Origin of the sequence: Labrenzia sp. THAF187b, assembly GCF_009363375.1 — a bacterium.
Classification (GTDB): Bacteria; Pseudomonadota; Alphaproteobacteria; order Rhizobiales; family Stappiaceae; genus Roseibium; species Roseibium algicola.
In genome coordinates this window covers 5,365,963-5,385,774 of record NZ_CP045344.1, presented here as the reverse complement: position 1 = coordinate 5,385,774, position 19,812 = coordinate 5,365,963, and the positions used below count along the sequence as shown (strand labels likewise).

The 19,812-nt window shown below is 60.5% G+C and carries 18 protein-coding genes; all 18 read left to right on the top strand.

Features of this window, described 5'->3' with window-relative positions; all coding sequences use genetic code 11:
- Nucleotides 1-12 precede the first annotated feature (12 nt).
- Nucleotides 13-960: an ABC transporter permease gene (locus tag FIV03_RS24755; RefSeq protein WP_022997674.1), complete on the top strand. Its 948-nt coding sequence runs from the start codon at nucleotides 13-15 to the stop codon at nucleotides 958-960.
- On the top strand, nucleotides 960-1,790 hold the full coding sequence (locus FIV03_RS24750; protein ID WP_152511345.1) for an ABC transporter permease: 831 nt from the start codon (nucleotides 960-962) through the stop codon (nucleotides 1,788-1,790). The genes FIV03_RS24755 and FIV03_RS24750 overlap by 1 nt, the downstream gene beginning before the upstream one ends.
- Nucleotides 1,787-3,376 carry a dipeptide ABC transporter ATP-binding protein gene (locus FIV03_RS24745; protein ID WP_152511344.1) on the top strand — a complete coding sequence of 530 codons (1,590 nt, stop codon included), beginning with the start codon at nucleotides 1,787-1,789 and terminating at the stop codon, nucleotides 3,374-3,376. The genes FIV03_RS24750 and FIV03_RS24745 overlap by 4 nt, the downstream gene beginning before the upstream one ends.
- Nucleotides 3,377-3,387: 11 nt before the next feature.
- The gene (locus FIV03_RS24740) at nucleotides 3,388-4,842 is read left to right on the top strand and encodes an aldehyde dehydrogenase family protein (protein WP_152511343.1); all 1,455 of its coding nucleotides are present in this window, start codon (nucleotides 3,388-3,390) and stop codon (nucleotides 4,840-4,842) included.
- Nucleotides 4,843-4,966: 124 nt separating this feature from the next.
- Nucleotides 4,967-5,707 carry an SDR family oxidoreductase gene (locus FIV03_RS24735; protein WP_022997670.1) on the top strand — a complete coding sequence of 247 codons (741 nt, stop codon included), beginning with the start codon at nucleotides 4,967-4,969 and terminating at the stop codon, nucleotides 5,705-5,707.
- An 85-nt stretch (nucleotides 5,708-5,792) separates the two neighbouring features.
- The gene (locus FIV03_RS24730; RefSeq protein WP_077290322.1) at nucleotides 5,793-6,182 is read left to right on the top strand and encodes a GFA family protein; all 390 of its coding nucleotides are present in this window, start codon (nucleotides 5,793-5,795) and stop codon (nucleotides 6,180-6,182) included.
- A gap of 410 nt (nucleotides 6,183-6,592) precedes the next feature.
- A complete protein-coding gene (locus FIV03_RS24725) occupies nucleotides 6,593-7,513 on the top strand; it encodes a sugar ABC transporter substrate-binding protein (protein ID WP_152511342.1) in 921 nt (306 codons plus the stop codon).
- 77 nt (nucleotides 7,514-7,590) lie between these two features.
- Complete coding sequence (locus tag FIV03_RS24720; protein ID WP_152511341.1) at nucleotides 7,591-9,159, top strand: sugar ABC transporter ATP-binding protein; 1,569 nt, start codon at nucleotides 7,591-7,593, stop codon at nucleotides 9,157-9,159.
- A complete protein-coding gene (locus FIV03_RS24715; protein WP_062489262.1) occupies nucleotides 9,156-10,154 on the top strand; it encodes an ABC transporter permease in 999 nt (332 codons plus the stop codon). The genes FIV03_RS24720 and FIV03_RS24715 overlap by 4 nt, the downstream gene beginning before the upstream one ends.
- The gene (gene rbsD, locus FIV03_RS24710) at nucleotides 10,151-10,561 is read left to right on the top strand and encodes a D-ribose pyranase (RefSeq protein WP_152511340.1); all 411 of its coding nucleotides are present in this window, start codon (nucleotides 10,151-10,153) and stop codon (nucleotides 10,559-10,561) included. Before FIV03_RS24715 ends, rbsD begins: the two co-directional genes overlap by 4 nt.
- A complete protein-coding gene (gene rbsK / locus FIV03_RS24705) occupies nucleotides 10,558-11,484 on the top strand; it encodes a ribokinase (protein ID WP_152511339.1) in 927 nt (308 codons plus the stop codon). Before rbsD ends, rbsK begins: the two co-directional genes overlap by 4 nt.
- A 79-nt stretch (nucleotides 11,485-11,563) precedes the next feature.
- Nucleotides 11,564-12,553 carry a LacI family DNA-binding transcriptional regulator gene (locus tag FIV03_RS24700; protein ID WP_055659568.1) on the top strand — a complete coding sequence of 330 codons (990 nt, stop codon included), beginning with the start codon at nucleotides 11,564-11,566 and terminating at the stop codon, nucleotides 12,551-12,553.
- A gap of 151 nt (nucleotides 12,554-12,704) precedes the next feature.
- Nucleotides 12,705-14,999 (top strand): bifunctional salicylyl-CoA 5-hydroxylase/oxidoreductase, encoded by a 2,295-nt coding sequence (locus FIV03_RS24695; protein ID WP_152511338.1) that lies wholly within the window; start codon nucleotides 12,705-12,707, stop codon nucleotides 14,997-14,999.
- Nucleotides 14,996-15,739 (top strand): SDR family oxidoreductase, encoded by a 744-nt coding sequence (locus tag FIV03_RS24690; protein WP_077290317.1) that lies wholly within the window; start codon nucleotides 14,996-14,998, stop codon nucleotides 15,737-15,739. The genes FIV03_RS24695 and FIV03_RS24690 overlap by 4 nt, the downstream gene beginning before the upstream one ends.
- Nucleotides 15,739-16,221 carry a MarR family transcriptional regulator gene (locus tag FIV03_RS24685; protein WP_055659133.1) on the top strand — a complete coding sequence of 161 codons (483 nt, stop codon included), beginning with the start codon at nucleotides 15,739-15,741 and terminating at the stop codon, nucleotides 16,219-16,221. Before FIV03_RS24690 ends, FIV03_RS24685 begins: the two co-directional genes overlap by 1 nt.
- The gene (locus FIV03_RS24680) at nucleotides 16,211-17,011 is read left to right on the top strand and encodes an enoyl-CoA hydratase family protein (RefSeq protein ID WP_152511337.1); all 801 of its coding nucleotides are present in this window, start codon (nucleotides 16,211-16,213) and stop codon (nucleotides 17,009-17,011) included. Before FIV03_RS24685 ends, FIV03_RS24680 begins: the two co-directional genes overlap by 11 nt.
- Nucleotides 17,011-18,165 carry an acyl-CoA dehydrogenase family protein gene (locus FIV03_RS24675; protein WP_152511336.1) on the top strand — a complete coding sequence of 385 codons (1,155 nt, stop codon included), beginning with the start codon at nucleotides 17,011-17,013 and terminating at the stop codon, nucleotides 18,163-18,165. The genes FIV03_RS24680 and FIV03_RS24675 overlap by 1 nt, the downstream gene beginning before the upstream one ends.
- A 3-nt stretch (nucleotides 18,166-18,168) precedes the next feature.
- A complete protein-coding gene (locus tag FIV03_RS24670) occupies nucleotides 18,169-19,788 on the top strand; it encodes an AMP-binding protein (protein WP_152511335.1) in 1,620 nt (539 codons plus the stop codon).
- The last annotated feature ends 24 nt before the right edge of the window (nucleotides 19,789-19,812 follow it).

Here is a 19,812-nt window from a genome sequence, read left to right as displayed (position 1 = left end):
CGCGACGCGTTCATGCTGCAATATTTCCTGAAACGCCTTCTGTCCCTGGGGCTCAGCCTCGTGGCCGCGTCGGTGATAATCTTCCTGGCGCTGGAAGTGGTGCCGGGTGATCCGGCGTCCTACATGCTTGGCCTCAACGCCCAGGAAGACACGCTTGCAGCCCTGCGCGAGGAACTGGGCCTTGGCGGCAGCATCCTCGAGCGCTATGCAGCCTGGGCAGGTGGTCTTCTGGTCGGCGATTTCGGCACGTCCTACACATATCGCACACCCGTTGCGGGCATGATCGCCGACAGGCTTTGGGTGTCTCTGCCGCTGGCAGTCTATGCGCTGGTACTGAGCACCCTGATCGCCTTTCCTGCCGGTATCTGGGCTGCCTCGCGCCGGGGCTCCCACGCCGATGGCGCCGTCATGGGCGTGACCCAGCTCGGCATCGCCATCCCCAATTTCTGGTTCGCGATGCTGATGGTGCTGGTTTTTGCAATCAATCTGCGCTGGTTTTCCGCCGGCGGGTTTCCCGGGTGGGACGCGGGATTCTTCGCCGCCATGAAAGCGTTGACGCTGCCGGCCATCGCCCTGGCCCTGCCGCAGGCGAGCATCCTGACACGGGTGATGCGCTCCAGCCTGCTGGACACGCTGGGAGAGGACTTCATCCGCACTGCCCGTGCCAAGGGCCTCAGCAAGGGACAGGCACTCTGGCGTCATGCGGTGCGAAACGCCCTTATTCCGGTGCTGACGATCCTCGGGCTGCAATTCTCCTTCCTGCTGGCGGGCGCAATCATCATTGAAAACGTCTTCTTTCTGCCGGGCCTCGGCAGGCTGGTCTTTCAGTCTATCAGCGCGCGCGACCTGATCGTGGTCGAAAGCGTCGTGATGCTGCTGGTCTTTGCGGTCATCGTCGTCAACTTCACTGTCGACATGGCCTATGCCTGGGTCGATCCGAGACTGCGGAGGCGACGTTGATGAGCGTCCTGTTCCACAGCCGCACACTGCTGCCAGGCGCCATTCTGACGCTTCTGTTCACAGCCGCCGCGTTCATCAGCCTCGTCTGGGTACCGTATGACACGACAGTGCTGGATATCGCCAACCGCATGAAGCCGCCAAGCTGGCTGCACCTCTTCGGAACCGATCAGTTTGGGCGGGACATTCTCAGCATGATCATGGTCGGTGCGCGCACATCCATTGCCGTCGCCCTGGTTGCTGTCGGCATCGGCATGGCTGTTGGTGTGCCGCTCGGTCTTGCTGCTGCTGCCAGGAAAGGCGGCCTGATGGACGAGATCATCATGCGCGCCAATGACCTTGTGTTTGCGTTTCCAAGCCTTCTGATCGCGGTCATGATCACTGCCGTCTTCGGGGCGTCGGCACTCAACGCCATCATCGCCATCGGCATCTTCAATATCCCGGTCTTCGCCCGCCTGACGCGCGGCGCTGCGCTGTCGCTCTGGAACCGGGAATACATTCTGGCGGCGCGGGTCGCGGGCAAAGGCTCGGCGCGTATTTCGCTGGAACACATCCTGCCCAACGTCGCCAATCTCCTGATCGTTCAGGGCACGATCCAGTTCTCGCTGGGCATTCTCGCCGAAGCGGGGCTCAGCTATGTCGGCCTTGGAGCACAGCCGCCGACTGCCAGTTGGGGGCGGATGCTGGCCGACAGCCAGACGATGATATCGCTCGCGCCTCATCTGGCGCTGTTTCCGGGCCTTGCCATCCTTCTGACGGTGCTTGGACTGAACCTGCTTGGCGATGGCCTGCGGGACAGTCTCGATCCGAAACTCAGGAGGGCCCGGACATGAGCCTTCTGACCATAAGGAACCTGTCGCTTTCCATTCACGGTCTTCAGATCCTCCGGAATGTCTCAATGGAAGTGGCGCCGGGCCGTATTCTCGGGGTGATCGGCGAGAGTGGGTCCGGCAAGTCGATCACGGCCTTTTCCGTGCTGCAGCTGTTGCCGGGCGGCGCTTCCTGCACCGGTTCGATCAATCTGTCGGGCAAGGATATCCTGTCGCTCAGCGAAGCCGAAATGTGTGGCCTGCGCGGGCGGGACGTCGGCATGGTCTTCCAGGAGCCGATGACTGCGCTCAATCCGCTGAAGACCATCGGCGACCAGGTTGCCGAGACAATCCTGATCCACGAGCGGGTTTCGAAAGCCGAAGCAATGGCTCGCGCAGCGGATGCCCTGCAACGCGCGGAACTGCCGCAGGAACGGTTTCCGTTAAGCCGTTATCCGCACGAACTCTCCGGCGGTCAGCGCCAGAGAGTGGTCATCGCCATGGCCATTGCTCTCAAGCCCAAGCTGCTGATTGCCGACGAACCGACCACCGCTCTGGATGTCACGACCCAGGCACAGATCCTGGAACTTCTGAAGCGTCTCGTCGCCGAGGACGGCATGGGGCTGATGCTGATCAGCCACGACCTCGCGGTCGTGGCCGACCTGGCCGACGATCTGGTGATCATGCGTCAGGGCGAGGTGGTCGAAAGCGGTCCGGCCAAGACGCTCTTCGGCAATCTGCAGCATCCCTATTCGCGTGCGCTGCTGGAAGCCTCCGCCCATGTGCCAGAACGCGGCAACGAAACGCTGGAGCAGCCCCTGCTGCAGGTGCGTGATGTCGTGCGCGATTATACCGGACATACACACGGATGGTGGGGCAAGACCACGCAGTTTCGTGCTGTTGATGGCGTCAGCTTCGAGATCCGAAAGGGCGAGAGCCTCGGCCTTGTCGGTGAATCGGGTTGCGGCAAGTCCACACTGACGCGGGCTATCCTGGGTCTGGAAGAAGTGCAGGACGGCGAAATTCTGTTCGACGGTCTGCCTGTCTTCACCCATCACCACGCCAACCAGGTCGTGCGCAGGCGCATGCAGGTGGTCTTTCAGGACCCCTATGGAAGCTTTAATCCGCGCTGGCGGGTGGACAGGCTGATCACGGAGCCTTTCCATCTGCTCTCTGACCCGCCCAAAGGGGCCGAGCGAGACGCGGCAATTGCCGAAGCTCTTGAAAGCGTCGGTCTTAGCGCGGCGGATGCCCACAAGTACATACACGAGTTCTCCGGTGGCCAGCGTCAGCGCATCGCAATCGCACGTGCGCTCATCATCAAGCCGGACCTGATCATTCTCGACGAAGCAGTTTCGGCGCTCGATGTGTCCGTTCGCGCCCAGGTGCTCGATCTACTGGCGGATCTGGCCGACAGGTTTGGCCTGACCTACCTCTTCATCAGTCACGATCTCAGCGTGGTCCGTTCGATAACGGATCGGGTGCTGGTGATGAAATCCGGCAAGATTGTCGAGCAAGGGCCGACGGACACGGTCTTCGACCGGCCGAACCATCCATATACACAACAACTTGTTGCTGCCGCACCGGTCCTTCCGGCCGGCATCCTTTAGGGGAGGAACCCATGACCCAGGAACTGGACCTTTGGTTCGATCCGGCCAAATGCCTGATCGGCGGAAAATGGGTGGATCCGGCAGGAGGCGGAGAACTGCCGCTCAACGATCCCTCGACCGGGGCACGCATCGGCGCGATTGCCCGCGGTGGAGCGGCCGATATCGATGCAGCGGTGGATGCGGCCGAAGCCGCCATGGCAGGCGAGTGGGGGCGGACCAACGCCGCCGAGCGCGGCCGGTTCCTGTTTCGCCTGCGCGAGCTGGTGCTGGAAAAGGTGGACCATCTGGCGCGGATCGAATCCATCGATGTCGGCAAGCCGTTGAAACAGGCACGCGCAGACGCTGTCGCTCTTGCCCGATATCTGGAATTTTATGGCGGGGCTGCAGACAAGCTCCATGGCGAGACAATTCCCTATCTCGATGGGTACACGGTCTACACCTTGCGCGAACCGCATGGCGTTACCGGGCATATCGTGCCCTGGAACTACCCGATGCAGATCATCGGCCGCTCAGTTGGCGCGGCGCTGGCAACAGGCAATGCCTGTGTGCTGAAACCGGCGGAAGACGCCTGCCTGACGGCGCTTGCCTTTGCCGATCTCGCCCGCCAGGCCGGTTTGCCTGACGGTGCGCTGAACGTGGTTCCGGGTCTCGGGTCGGAAGCCGGTGCGGCCTTGACCGCACATCCGCGTGTCCATCACATCTCTTTCACCGGTTCGGTTGCAACCGGTGTTCAGGTGCAGACGGCGGCAGCCCGGAATGTCGTGCCGGTAACGCTGGAGCTCGGCGGCAAGTCGCCTCAGCTTGTGTTCGAGGATGCCGATCTGGATGCTGCCCTGCCATTCCTGGTGAACGCAGGCATCCAGAACGCCGGGCAGACCTGCTCGGCTTCCTCACGCATTCTGGTGCACAGGTCTGTGTCCGATCAGGTGACCGAGCGCATGGCGGCTCGCTATGGTTCGCTTACGGTCGGGCCTGCACTGAACGATCTCGATGTCGGACCGCTGATCTCGGCCAAGCAGAAAGACATCGTCTCAAGTTTTCTGGATAGGGGCGCGGATCTTCAAAAGGTGGCGGAAGGTGTGTTGCAGGACGCACCGGACGGCGGGAACTACGTCTGTCCAACCCTTTTTGCCGGCGTTTCGCCCAGCCACGTGCTGGCACGGGACGAGATATTCGGCCCGGTGCAGGTGATCATTCCCTTTGACGACGAGGAAGAAGCAATCTCGATTGCCAATGGCACGGACTACGGCCTTGTCGCGAGCCTGTGGACCCGCGACGGTGCCCGCCAAATGCGGCTCGCCAAAAAGATCCGGACCGGCCAGGTTTTCATCAACAACTACGGTGCCGGTGGCGGTGTCGAGCTGCCGTTCGGCGGCATGGGCAAGTCCGGTCACGGCCGGGAAAAGGGGTTCGAGGCGCTTTACGGCTTCACCACGCTGAAGACCGTTGCGGCGTTTCACGGGTGAACGTCCGGACGCTCAATTCGATGCGCGTACAAAGAACAATTGATTGTAGCTCCCCGAACCCGGCTCGCGCTTCGCTCGGCCGGGATGACGCTGGAGAGCAAGGAACCAAGATCGGGAGGTTTGCATGAGACTTGAAGGAAAGAAGGCGATTGTCACGGGTGGGGCCTCGGGCTTTGGCGCCGGCATCGTGCGCAAGTTCGCAGCAGAAGGCGCGAAGGTCATGGTCGCCGACCTGAACCTGGACCTTGCAGAGGAAATTGCCGCGGAAGTTGGCGGACTGGCCATCAAGACGGATGTCTCCAGCAATGACAGCGTCAGCCACTTGGCCGATGTTGCCTCCTCGCTGCTCGGCGGGGTCGATATCCTGGTCAACAATGCCGGCATCACGCATTTGCCCAAACTGATGCAGGACGTCACGGAAGAAGAGTTCGACCGGGTCCTCGCGGTCAATTGCAAGTCGGTCTATCTGACCGCGAAGCACTTCGTCCCGGCCATGACGGAAGCCGGCAAGGGGGCGATCCTGAATGTGGCTTCCACAGCAGGCCTCAGCCCGCGTCCCAGGCTCAACTGGTACAACGCCTCCAAGGGGTGGATGATCACCGCGACAAAGACGATGGCGGTCGAACTCGCCCCGTCGGGCGTGCGGGTCAACGCAATTTGCCCGGTGGCCGGCGAAACGCCGCTTCTGAAAAGCTTCATGGGTGAAGACACGCCGGAAATGCGTGCCAAGTTCCTCTCTACCATTCCCATCGGCCGTTTTTCGACACCGGAAGACATGGGCAACGCAGCCTGTTTCCTGTGCTCGGATGAGGCGGGCATGATTACCGGGGTTGCGATGGAAGTTGACGGCGGACGCTGCATCTGAGGATTGATCAGCCTTGGCCGGATCATGTATCGACAGGTCCGAACAGAGTTGCGCGACATCCAGACGGCCGAAGGACGACGAGATCATGAAGCGATACACCGGTGGCTGCCTGTGCGGGAATGTCCGGTTCGTGGCAGAAGGCGAACCGTATCGGGTCGGCCTTTGCCATTGTCTTGACTGCCGTAAGCATCACGGGGCGCTCTTCCACGCCTCTGCTGTCTTTCCGCAGGATGCCGTTAGCCACGAAGGTGAAACGGGCGAGTATCGGGGGCGGTCTTTCTGTCCTCGGTGCGGATCGTCCGTTTTTTCGCAAACAGGTGATGAAACCGAGGTGCATCTGGGAGCGCTGGACGCACCCGACCAGATGACCCCGACCTACGAACTCTGGACCATCCGCCGCGAAGCCTGGCTGCCGGAATTTCCGATTTCCAGACACTACGAGCGCGATCGGGAAAACGAGGGGCGCGAGGAGTAGAGGTCTTCAAACCAGGGCCGGGTGCCAAGTGGATGGCGAGTAGACCCTGATTTGCCCATCACACCTCCGGATTTCGTTCGCTGACACCTCGAAACCTGTAAGAATTCGCGCGCTCCGATTGCCGGTTTTAGCATCTGCAGCCGGTTGTATCTTTGCAGTCAGACAGGAAGTCAGGGGGCTGGATTCGGCCCCTTTTTTGCTGCGCCATAACGCTCCCGAGCAAATTTTTTCACGTTTAAATTCAGGTGAAAGATCCTGAAATCACTCGCTATTTCTACGCATGAAATGAATGCATTCAAAAAAATGAAACGTTTCATATTGACGTTGTAATTCGGCCGTGCTTTCAATTGTGCAGCCTGATAGCGCCCTTGGAATGGCGTGAGAGGTGCAGCCTTTTTGGGAGGAAAATCATGAAGTTATTGAAAATCGCTGCCGCGGCAGCGACCGGCCTCGCTTTGCTTGGTGGAACCGCTCTTGCCGACGAGAAGCCGGTGGTGGGCCTGATCATGAAATCACTGGCCAACGAGTTCTTTCAGAACATGATGGTTGGTGCCGAGGAGCACCAGAAGCGCCGTGGCGACTATGAGCTCATGGCCGTCGGCATGCAGAACGAGACCGACTTTGAATCCCAGATCAACGCGGTCGAAAACTTCATCACGCAGGGTGTTGACGCCATCGTTGTCGCTCCGGCCGACAGCCGCGCCATGGTCCGTCCGCTGAAAAAGGCGATGGAAGCCGGTATCGTCGTGGTCAACTTCGATGTGGCGCTTGACGAGGAAGCCAAGAAGCAGCAGGGCGTAGAACTCGCGTTCGTCGGCCCGGACAACCGGGGCGGTGCCAAGCTTGCGGGTGATGCACTGGGCAAGAAGCTGGGTGAGGGCGCAAAGGTTGTCATCATCGAGGGCAACCCGGGTGCAGACAATGCCACGCAGCGCCGCCTGGGCTTTGAAGACTCTGTTGCCGAGTACAAGCTGGACCTGCTGGACAGCCGGACAGCGCATTGGGAAACCGAAGAAGCCAACCAGGTCTTCGCCACAATGCTGACAGCGCATCCCGACGTTCAGGGCGTGATGGCGGCCAACGACTCCATGGCGATTGGCGTTGTAAAGGCACTGGAAAGCGCCGGCCGCACCGACATTGAAGTCATCGGTTTTGACAACATTCCTGCAGTCGGCCCGATGATCGAAGACGGCCGGATGCTGGCTACCGTCGACCAGTTCGGCACCGACATGGCGGCCAATGCCATCGACATGGCGCTCGACGTCGTTTCGACCGGTGAACAGCTTCAGGGCTGGGTCAAGACGCCGATCGAATTGGTGACTGCGAAGTAAGCAGTCTCAAGAACGCTCCCGCCCGGTCAGCTTCAGGGCGGGAGCTGTTTATCCATCAAAAAACGACTGGACGCACCATGGCAGCAGCATCGCTTGCCGCAGCGCCCGCCGCTGCACCGGACCGTGCTTTCCTGACGGTCGAGGGTCTGAAAAAGCATTTCGGTGGCGTCAAGGCACTGGACGGGGTCAGTTTCTCCCTGGATGAAGGCGAGGTTCATGCGCTCGTCGGAGAAAACGGCGCCGGCAAATCCACCCTCATCAAGATCCTTTCAGGCGTGTTTCCCTACGACGAGGGTCAGATAGCCCTGGCTGGCGAACCTTACCGCCCCATGAGCCCGCATGACGCCAAGGATCATGGCGTTCAGGTGGTTCATCAGGAATTCAACCTGCTTGAACACCTCACCATCGCCGAAAATATCTCCATAGAACATCTGCCGAAGAACAGCCTCGGTCTGTTGGACCGCAAGGAAATGAACCGGCGCGCGCGAAAGGCACTGGATGCAATCGGACTAACGGATGTGGACGTCACCGCTCCAGTCCGCTCTCTCGGGATTGCCCATCGCCAGCTGGTCGAAATTGCCCGGGCGTTGCAGTCGAAAAGCCGGATCCTGATCCTGGACGAGCCGACCGCAACCCTGACGGAACGCGAGACCAGACGCCTGTTTGACATCGTTGCCGGTATCAAGGCGGACGGGGTCACCGTGGTATTCGTCTCGCACCACCTCGATGAGGTGTTTGCCATCTGTGACCGTGTCACCGTGTTTCGAAACGGCAAGACCATTGCGACCGATCTGATCAGCGAGACCACTCCGGAAGGTGTTGTGCAGCGGATGGTGGGGCGCAAGCTTGCCGCCGAACAGGACGAACAGCCCGATGGCCATGCGCTTGGCGCAAGTGCATTGAGGCTGGAAGACCTTCTGACCGTTGCAAATCCCGGGACAAACGGTGTTTCGCTTGATTTGCGTTACGGCGAGATCGTCGGGATATCCGGACTTGTCGGGGCAGGGCGTACCGAAATCCTGCGCGGCATCTTCGGGATCGATCCGCTCAAGTCCGGCAAGATCTACCGTGATGGCGCGGAAGTGCGCTTCAAGGGGCCGCGTGACGCCATTGCTGCGGGCATCGGTTTCGTCACCGAAGATCGCAAGGACGAAGGCCTCATTCTGGACATGCCCATTGCTGCCAACATATCGCTGGCCAACATGGGCTCGGTCTCGCGCAAGGGGCTTTTGAAGCTGGCCGAGGAAACGCGTCAGGCCATCGCAAGCGCGGCTCGGCTGACCCTCAAATACGGACGGGCCTCGGATCCTGCCTCGAGCCTCTCCGGCGGCAACCAGCAGAAGGTTGTTCTGGCCAAATGGCTTGCGCGCAATCCGAAGGTGTTGCTGCTCGACGAGCCGACACGCGGTGTGGACGTCGGCGCCAAGGCCGAAATCTACGCCATTCTGAAAGACCTGGCCCGAGAAGGGGTTGCCTTGCTTGTCGTCTCTTCGGAAATGCCGGAGCTGATGACACTGGCCGATCGCATTCTGGTGCTTGCCGAACATGAGATCCAGGGCGAAGTGAAACGCCCGGATTTCTCTGAAGAAAACATTCTGAAACTGGCCTACGGGCAAACGCCGAGCGCCGGGGAAAACGACAAATGACAACCGAAACCTTGAGTGAAACGGCCGCCGCCGCACCGAAGTTCTCCATCCGGACGGTGTTGCACAACGCGGGTATCGGCCTGGCCCTGCTGGCGCTGATCGTCTTTTTCTCGCTCTTCACCGAGCACTTTCTGACGCCGAACAACATCACCAATATTCTGACCCAGATCACCATCAACCTTGTGCTGGCCGTCGGCATGACCTTCGTGATCCTGATCGGCGGCATCGATCTGTCTGTCGGATCCGTCATGGCCTTTGCTGCCGTTGTTGCCGGCAAGGCGATTACCTTGCCCGGCTTTGGCCCGGCCGAGGCGATCGCACTAGCCGTTGTCGCAGCCACCTTGACCGGCGTCTTCTGCGGCTTTCTCAACGGTGCCATCAGTGCCTATTGGTCGCTGCCGTCCTTCATCATCACGCTCGGCATGCTGAACATTGCCCGCGGTGCGGCGCTGCAGGTTTCCGAGGCACAGACCATCTATTCCTTCCCTTTCGCGTTCGAGGAATTCGGGTCCGCCATGGTCTACGGTGTGCCGGTAGTGTTCCTGGTGGCGCTTGTGCTGGTGTTCATTGCCTGGTTCGTGCTGAACTTCACGGTCTTCGGCCGTCTGATCTACGGTATCGGCAACAACGAAGAAGCTGTCCGGCTGGCCGGTCATTCGGTGGCTCGCTACAAGATCGCCGCCTTCACCATCTGCGGTCTGACCGCTGGGATTGCCGCGGTCGTCTATATGGCACGCCTCAACATCTCCAGCCCGATTGCCGGCATCGGCTTTGAACTCAACGCCATTGCTGCCGTCATCATCGGCGGCACCAGCCTCAGCGGCGGGCGCGGATCGGTCATCGGGACGCTGCTGGGGGCCTTCATCATCGGTGTCCTCGCCAACGGGCTCATCCTGATCGGCCTCAGCGATTTCATGCGCCAGATGATCACCGGTGTCGTCATCATCGTTGCCGTCATCCTCGACTACTACCGTGCAAAGTACGCATCCAAATGAAACGCACAGCCCTTTTGAACTGCCACCTGAGTTTGCTTGTTGCTTCTCTCGGGCATCTGGACGAAATCGTTGTTGCCGATGCCGGTCTGCCTGTCCCGGCCGGTGTGAAGGTGATCGACCTTGCCGTCACTGCAGGGGTGCCGAGCTTTCGCGAACTGCTGACCGCACTGAAGTCCGAACTTGTCATTGAAGGTGCCGTCTGGGCGGAGGAGGCATCTGCGGAGCTGACCTCGCTGATGCAGCATGAAGTGGCTTCCTGGGCGGAGGAGACGGGTAAGGCGATTACTGTTTCAAGGCTTACGCACGAGGCTTTCAAGCACCGGACGCAAACGGCCAGGGCCGTGATCCGCACCGGCGAGGTGACCCCCTACGCCAACATCATTCTCATCAGCGGAGTTGCGTTTTGACGTCCGTTACCGTTGTCGGCAGCATCAATATCGATCTCACCAGCTATCTCGACCGCTGGCCGAAAATTGGTGAGACGATTTCCGTTCGCGAAACCGTCACCTCGTTGGGCGGGAAGGGGGCCAACCAGGCCGTCGCTGCCGCCCGTCTGGGCGCCAGTGTCAACTTCATCGGTGCCGTCGGCAGAGATGGCTTTGGTGCGGAAGCCGCCGCAGCCCTCAGGCCAGAAGGGGTTGCGATCCTTCTGGAGGAAATGACCAACACCGCAACCGGTCTTGCCTTCATCGATGTCGATCCCGATGGGCAGAACATTATCCGCCTCTCGGCCGGTGCAAATGGCAGGTTGTCACCGGAAAATGTCTCGAAATATGCAGATATCCTCCGCAAGAGCCGCGTCCTGCTTTTGCAGAACGAGATTGGTCTGGAAACATCGCTGGCCGCCGCGCGGATTGCCCGTGAGGCGGGTGCGCTGGTCATCATGGATCCGGCACCCGCGCCGGACCCTGCCTGGCCCGCTGAAGTTCTGTCCAGCTTTGATATCCTGACGCCAAATGCGGGTGAGGCGGGCGGCCTGTTGGGAACAGAACCGCAAACACTGGCCGATGCGCGCGAGGCGGCAGGTGCGTTGCGCAGCTTGGGCTTGCGCGGGGCCGTCGTCACCATGGGGGCAGACGGAGTTGCCTGGTCAATCGACGGCAGTACCGGCGCCTTGCCTGCGCCCAGGGTTCGCAGCATCGATACGGTTGCCGCCGGTGACTGTTTCAACGGTGCTTTTGCGGCAAGAATAGCCTCGGGTAAGTCGATTGAGGATGCAATTTCGTTCGCCATGCAGGCGGCGGCTTTGGCAACAACCCGCAAGGGAGCGGCAACATCGTTGCCACGTCTGGACGAGATGGAGGCTTTCCCCGCCCAACGCATTGCCTGAATGCATTCATTTGCTTGATCAGATCACCGAGGAATGGTTCAAGGGGGCAACGCTTGGGGCGCGGGGAGAAACGCAAAACATGCCAACAATCAAAGACGTCGCACGCAAAGCTGGTGTGTCCGTTGGTACTGTCTCCCGCGTTCTGTCCAAAAACGAGTCGGTCAAGCAGCCCCTGAAGGAGCGCGTGCTCGCGGCTATGAAGGAGCTGGACTACAAGCCCAACCTGGCTGCCAGGGCATTGCGCACCAACAGCATCGACGTGATCGGCCTCGTGGTGCCGGATATCACCAACCCTTTCTTTTCCCAGCTCGCCAAGAACATCGAAATGGAAGCCGCCAAGCGGGGCCACTCCGTTATGCTCGCAAATTCCCATGACGATGCAGAAGCCGAACAGACCCAGATAGCGGCGTTGCTGGACAGGGCCGTGTGCGGGGTCATCGTGGTGGCAACCTCCGACGGTGGCCAGACACACAAGGCCGACGTGCCGATCGTTTCGCTCGACCGCCGCTTCGGTCCCTATCCGCTGGTCGCAACTGACCATTTCGACGGCTCGGCGAAGATCGCCGATCATCTCGTCGGCCTCGGCCATCGCCGCATCGCCTATATCGCCGGCCCACAGTCCATGGAAGTGGCCCGCCAGCGGCGGGAAGGCTTTGTTGCCCGGATCAAGGCCCTGTCAACGCCGGAAGATCCGATCACGCTTACTGTCCACGAAGGTCATTTCGATTACGACAGCGGCGAAGACATCGGCCGGTCAATCCTGAAAGACACCTCCCAGGAGACCCGCCCGACAGCCATTGCCGCCGCAAGTGACCAGCAGGCAATCGGTGTCTTGCGCTGCGCCCGCGATCTGAAGATCGCCATTCCGGCGGATCTTTCCGTCACGGGCTTCGATGACATTGCACTGGCAGCTCTCGTGGTCCCGCGTCTCACCACCTTGCGTCAGCCCATTGAACAGCTGGCCGGGTCAGCGGTTGCAAGGATCTTTGCCGGGGAGGCTGCGGCCGACGAAGCGATTGCCGGGGAGATTGTGGTGCGGGAATCGACTGGCAATATCCCGAATTCCTGAGACGCATTGATCGGTTCCGGACCCGTGTCCAGCCCGACATAAAAGACGATTTGCAGATCGATACCGTCATTTATTTCAAGCTTGAAATTTTAGGCTTGAAATAAATATCTCCCTGTGGTTCGCTGATCATACCACAGCAGGGGAGGTTCGTATGCGGATTGCTTGTCTGGGCGGGGGACCTGCCGGTCTCTATTTCGCCATCTCGATGAAACTGCGAGACCCATCCCACGAGATCGACGTGATCGAGCGCAACCGCGCCGACGATACGTTCGGCTGGGGCGTAGTACTCTCCGATGAGACCCTTCAGAACCTTGCGGTGAACGACGCCGTCAGCGCCAAGGCCATCGGCGAGAATTTCGCTTATTGGGACGACATTGCCCTTCATATGCGTGGAGAGCGTCTCGTCTCCACCGGGCATGGTTTCTGCGGCATCGGTCGCATGAAATTGCTGCTGCTCCTTCAGGAGCGCGCCCGCGAGCTCGGCATCAACCTGAAGTTCGAAACCGAAGTCGACAGCGCCGAGGATTATCGCAAGGACTACGATCTCGTAGTGGCCAGCGACGGTCTGAATTCCAAGACCCGCACGCTCTATCAGGACACGTTCAAACCTGACATCGATCAGCGCCTTTGCCAGTTCGTCTGGCTCGGCACGCATCAGAAATTTGCCGATGCCTTCACCTTCATCTTCGAGGAAACCGAACACGGCTGGGTCTGGGCGCACGCCTACCAGTTCGACGATGAAACGGCGACCTTCATCGTGGAGTGCACGCAGGAAACCTTTGACGCTTTCGGCTTTGGCGAAATGAGCCAGGAAGACAGCATCCGGACCTGCGAGGAAATCTTCAAGGATCACCTTGGCGGCCATCCGCTGATGACCAACGCCAAACACATCCGGGGCTCCGCCTGGATCCGCTTCCCGCGTGTCCTGTGCGAGAAGTGGAGCTTTGAGAATGTGGTGCTGCTCGGCGATGCTGCCGCGACGGCGCATTTTTCCATCGGTTCCGGCACCAAGCTTGCCTTTGAATCGGCAATTGCTCTTGCGGAGTACCTGCACACCGAAGCGGATATGGCCGCTGCTTTCAAGCGCTACGAGGAAGACCGGCGCCTGGAGGTGCTGCGTCTGCAGTCGGCAGCACGCAACTCGTTGGAATGGTTCGAACACGTCGAGCGTTATCTCCATCTCGATCCGGTCCAGTTCAACTATTCCATGCTGACCCGTTCCCAGCGCATCAGTCACGAGAACCTGCGTCTGCGGGATCCGAAATGGCTGGAATCTGCCGAGCGCTGGTTCATGAACCAGGCTGGCGTTTCCCCGAATTCTCCCGTAAGGGCACCCATGTTCACGCCTTTCAAACTGCGCGAGATGGAGTTGAAGAACCGCATCGTTGTCTCGCCCATGGCGCAGTACAAGGCCGTTGATGGTTCGCCGACCGACTGGCACATGGTCCATTACGCCGAGCGTGCCAAGGGTGGGGCAGGTCTCGTCTTTGTCGAAATGACTTGCGTCAGTGCCGAGGGTCGGATCACGCCAGGTTGTCCGGGGCTCTATGCGCCTGAACACGAGGCGGCCTGGAAACGGCTGACTGATTTCGTACATGCCGAAACCGACGCCAGGATCTGCTGCCAGATCGGCCATTCCGGCCGCAAGGGGTCTACGCGGATCGGCTGGGAAGGCATGGACAAGCCGCTTCACGACGGCAACTGGGAACTTGTTTCCGCGTCCGCGATCCCCTGGTCCGACGGCAATGCCGTGCCACGCGAGATCACACTTGCCGAGATGGACGCGATCAAGGCGGAGTTCGTTGCTGCAGCGGAAATGGCTGAGCGCGCCGGCTTCGACATGATCGAGCTTCATGCGGCTCACGGCTACCTGCTGTCGTCTTTCATTTCTCCGGTGTCCAACGCACGGACGGACGAATACGGCGGCTCACTGGATAACCGCATGCGCTGGCCGCTGGAGGTCTTCAACGCCATGCGCGCTGTCTGGCCTGATCACAAGCCGATGTCTGTTCGCATTTCTGCCTGCGACTGGGTGGGCGAGGAAGGCATCACGCCGGACGACGCGGTCGAGATAGCTCGCCGCTTCCGTGATGCCGGCGTCGATCTGGTCGACGTTTCCGCAGGTCAGACAACCCCGAAGGCGCGTCCGGTCTATGGCCGCATGTTCCAGACGCCGTTCTCCGACCGTATCCGCAACGAGGGCGGGCTGCCGACCATGGCTGTCGGCAACATCTACGAGGCAGACCACGCCAACTCGATCCTTATGGCGGGCCGGGCGGATCTTGTTGCCGTCGGCCGTCCACATCTGGCGGATCCGTATTGGACGCTGCATGAAGCAGCCAAGATCGGTGACCGGAACGCCACCGACTGGCCGTTGCCATATCTCGCGGGCCGCGACCAGATGTGGCGTCTGGCCGATCGGGAAGCGGAGATGTTGAAGGTATGAGTGTCGCTTGCCGCCATATCCTTGTTACCGGTGGCGGCAGTGGCGTCGGTGCCGCCTGTGCCCACCTCTTCGCTGAAAAAGGCGCAAAGGTCACCATTCTCGGCAGGACGGAAGCAAGCCTTGCCGAACAGAAGCTGCCGTACCAGGTATGCGATGTAACCGATGCGCAGGCCGTCCAGGCAGCCGTTGCTGCCGCCCGGACGGTCAATGGTCCGGTTGATGTCGTGGTCGCCAACGCAGGGGCTGCCAGCAGCAAACCCTTTGCCCGCACCTCCGCGGAAGACTTTCAGGCCATGCTGGCGGTCAATCTCTTCGGCGTGTCGAATGTCTGGCAGGCTGTCCTGCCGGACATGAAGGCGAGCGGCTGGGGCAGGATGATCGCGATTGCCTCCACAGCAGGTCTGCGCGGCTATCCCTATGTGAGCGCTTATAGCGCCGCCAAACATGCCGTCGTCGGGCTGACGCGCTCACTGGCGCGGGAACTGGCCAGAACCGGCATCACCGTCAATGCGATTTGCCCCGGCTTCATCGAGACGCCGATGCTGCATCGCTCCATTGACACGATTGTCGAAAAGACCGGCATGAGCCGGGAAGCAGCGGCTGACAGCCTGAAAGCGGACAATCCACAGGGACGCTTCATCCAGGTGTCTGAAGTGGCCGAAGCTGCGCTTTATCTGTGTTCTGATGGAGCGGTGTCCATCAACGGTCACGCGCTGACACTTTCGGGAGGAGAGCTGTGATGGCGGAAACCGCAGCGAAACAGGAAGCCCTGTCCAAGACGCGTTTGCGCCTGTGGCTGAAGCTGTTGAAATCCGTCAATGGCATCGAAGCCGAGATCCGCCGGAACCTGCGTGACCAGCATGGCACGACCCTGCCGCGGTTCGACGTCATGTCGGCGCTCGCCCGCTTTCCTGACGGATTGAAAATGTCGGAATTGTCCACGTTCCTGAAGGTGTCGAACGGCAATGTGACCGGCATTGTCGACAAGCTGACCGAGGAAGGTCTGGCCCTGCGTGTCGCCGTTCCAGGTGACCGGCGAGCCCAGGTGGCCCGGCTGACGCCGAAGGGCAGAGCCGCCTTCGAGGAACTTGCAACCCATCACGAAACCTGGATCGACGAACTGCTGGACGGCTGGTCGGCGGAAGACATCGCGGCGCTTTCGAGCCGCCTCGATCTGGTCCTGAAACGTCAAAGCCAAGAGGAGAGCGGCAATGCGAAGTGACGTGACGCATTTCAAATGTGAGATCGCGAACGGCATTGCGCGGATCGCGCTCGACCGCCCTGAACGCAAGAACCCGCTGACGTTCGAAAGCTACGCCGAGCTGCGCGACTGGTTCCGGGATCTCGTTTATTCGGACGATGTCCATGCAGTGGTGATCCTGCCGAACGGCGGCAACTTCAGCTCCGGTGGCGACGTGCATGATATCATCGGTCCGCTGACGAAGATGAACATGAAGGAGCTTCTGGCCTTCACCCGCATGACCGGTGATCTGGTGAAAGCCATGCTCAACTGCGGCAAGCCGATCATATCCGCGGTCGACGGCATTTGCGCCGGTGCTGGTGCCATCATGGCCATGGCGTCCGATCTGCGCGTTGCGACACCGGAAGCCAAGGTTGCCTTCCTGTTCAACAAGGTCGGTCTTGCCGGCTGCGACATGGGCGCTTGCGCGATCCTGCCACGTATCATCGGGCAGGGCCGTGCGGCGGAGCTGCTTTATCTCGGCCGCTCGATGAAGGCCGAGGAAGGTCATGCGTGGGGGTTCTTCAACGCGGTGGTGCCGGCGGGTGAGCTGGACCAGACGGCCATGGATATGGCCAGCCGTATTGTTGCCGGACCGACCTTCTCCAATTCCATGACCAAGACCATGCTGGCGCAGGAGTGGTCCATGGGCCTGGATCAGGCCATCGAGGCGGAAGCCCAGGCGCAGGCAATCTGTATGCAGGGCAACGACTTCCGCCGGGCTTACGAAGCCTTCGTGAAAAAAGAAAAGCCGGTGTTCGAGGGCGACTGATGTCGGATAAATCTTTCCTCCACTGGCCGTTCTTCGAAGAAAAGCACTGGCGTCTCGCTGAAGAACTGGAGATCTGGGCAGGGTCGCATCTGGCTCATGTTGACCATTCGGACACGGACGCAGCCTGCCGTCATCTGGTGACAGCGCTCGGTGATGCAGGCTTCCTGCAGCACAGCGGTGCCCCGGACGGCAAGCTGGATGTGCGCAGCCTCTGCCTCATTCGCGAAACGCTGGCCCGCCATGACGGCCTGGCGGATTTTGCCTTTGCCATGCAAGGCCTCGGAACCGGCGCAATTTCCCTGTTCGGAACGGACGAGCAGAAAGCCGAGTGGCTTCCGCAGACGCGCACCGGCAAGGCGATCTCCGCCTTCGCGTTGACCGAACCTCAGTCCGGTTCCGACGTTGCCAATTCGACCATGACCGCCACCGACGATGGTGATGCCTATGTGCTCGACGGCGAAAAGACCTGGATTTCCAACGGTGGTATCGCCGACGTCTACACGCTTTTTGCAAGAACCGGCGAAGCACCCGGCGCAAAGGGTTTGTCGGCCTTCATCGTGACGCCTGACCTTGAGGGTTTCGAGGTTGTCGAACGCCTCGAAACAATTGCGCCCCATCCGCTTGCCACACTGCGTTTCACCGGCTGCCGCATTCCGAAAAAGAACATGATCGGCACGCCGGGCGCAGGGTTCAGGATTGCGATGTCTGTCCTGGACATTTTCCGCTCGACCGTCGCCGCCGCCGCCCTGGGCTTTGCCCGCCGGGCGCTGGATGAAGCGCTTTCGCGGGTGACGACACGCGAAATCCAGGGCTCGCCGCTGTTCGACCTGCAGCTGGTGCAGGGGCATATCGCGGACATGGCGCTGGATGTCGATGCCGCAGCCCTGCTGATTTACCGTGCCGCCTGGACCAAGGACAGCGGCGCCCCCCGCGTGACGCGGGAAGCCGCCATGGCAAAACTCTTTGCCACCGACCAGGCACAGAAGGTCATCGACAAGGCCGTGCAGCTTCACGGCGGCGATGGTGTTCGCTCGGGCATGCAGGTCGAAAAACTCTATCGAGAAATCCGTGCCTTGCGCATCTACGAGGGTGCGTCGGACGTTCAGAAGATCATCATCGCGCGCCAGACCCTTGGCGCCTTTCAGGGAGACTGATCCATGCTTGGTCCCTCCGCACACGTCGATACCTTTACCCGGGACAACCTGCCGCCGGAAGACAGCTGGCCCGATTTCCTGCTCGATGGGTTTCAGTATCCCGAACGTCTCAATGCAGGCGTTGAGCTTACCGACAGGATGGTGGAACAGGGACTGGGGGATCACACCGCTCTGATCGGAAATGGCCGCCGCCGAACCTACAAGGAACTTGCGGACTGGACCAACCGGCTGGCGCATGCACTCACCGAAGATCTTGGTGTGAAGCCGGGCAACCGGGTGCTTATCCGTTCCGCCAACAACCCGGCAATGGTCGCCTGCTGGCTCGCCGCAACCAAGGCCGGTGCCGTTGTCGTCAACACGATGCCCATGCTGCGCGCGGGCGAACTTTCCAAGATCGTCGACAAGGCGGAAATCGAGTTCGCACTGTGCGATACGCGTCTCATGGACGAGATGGTCGCCTGTGCCAAGACATCATCCTTCCTGAAGAAGGTGATCGGCTTCGACGGCACGTCGAACCATGATGCGGAGCTGGACCGGCTCGCGCTGGAAAAATCCGTGCTCTATGACGCTGTCCCGACCGGACGCGATGACGTCGCCCTGCTGGGCTTCACGTCCGGCTCCACTGGCACGCCCAAGGCCACGATGCACTTCCACCGGGATTTGCTGATCATTGCCGACGGCTATGCCAAGGAAGTTCTGGGTGTCACACCGGAGGATGTCTTCGTCGGCTCACCTCCCTTGGCCTTCACTTTCGGTCTTGGGGGGCTTGCAATCTTCCCGCTGCGGTTCGGCGCTGCAGCCACGCTACTGGAAAGCGCGACGCCGCCGAACATGATCGAGATCATCGAGAAATATAAGGCAACCGTCTGCTTCACCGCACCGACCGCCTATCGCGTGATGCTGCAGGCCATGGAGGAGGGGGCTGACCTTTCCTCGCTGCGCGCTGCGGTCTCCGCCGGTGAAACTCTGCCGGGTCCCGTTTATGACGCCTGGATGGCCAAGACCGGCAAGCCCATGCTGGACGGGATCGGCGCCACGGAGATGTTGCATATCTTCATTTCCAACCGCTTCGACGACCACAAGCCTGCCTGCACCGGAAAACCCGTTTCCGGATACGAAGTCAGGATCCTCGATCAGGACGGCAAGGACGTCGCTCCGGGTGAAGTGGGGCGTCTTGCGGTTCGCGGTCCTACCGGATGTCGCTATCTGGCGGACGATCGCCAGGGGCAGTACGTGATGGATGGCTGGAACATCACCGGTGACAGCTTTTCCATGAGCGAGGACGGCCACCTGCACTTTGCCGCCCGCAATGACGACATGATCATCTCCGCCGGCTACAACATTGCCGGCCCGGAAGTGGAAGCGGCACTGCTTGCGCACCCTGCTGTCCAGGAATGTGCCGTCATCGGTGCGCCGGATGAGGAGCGCGGCTCCATCGTGCAGGCCCATGTGGTTCTTGCAGCTGGGCACGAAGCCTCAGACGACCTTTCCAAGGCATTGAAAGATCACGTTAAAGCGACGATCGCACCTTACAAGTATCCACGCTCGATCATCTTTGCAGATGCCTTGCCGAAAACAGAAACCGGCAAGATCCAGCGCTTCCGGCTGCGTCCGGACGCCTGACCAGACCCTCGCGTGGGGCACGCG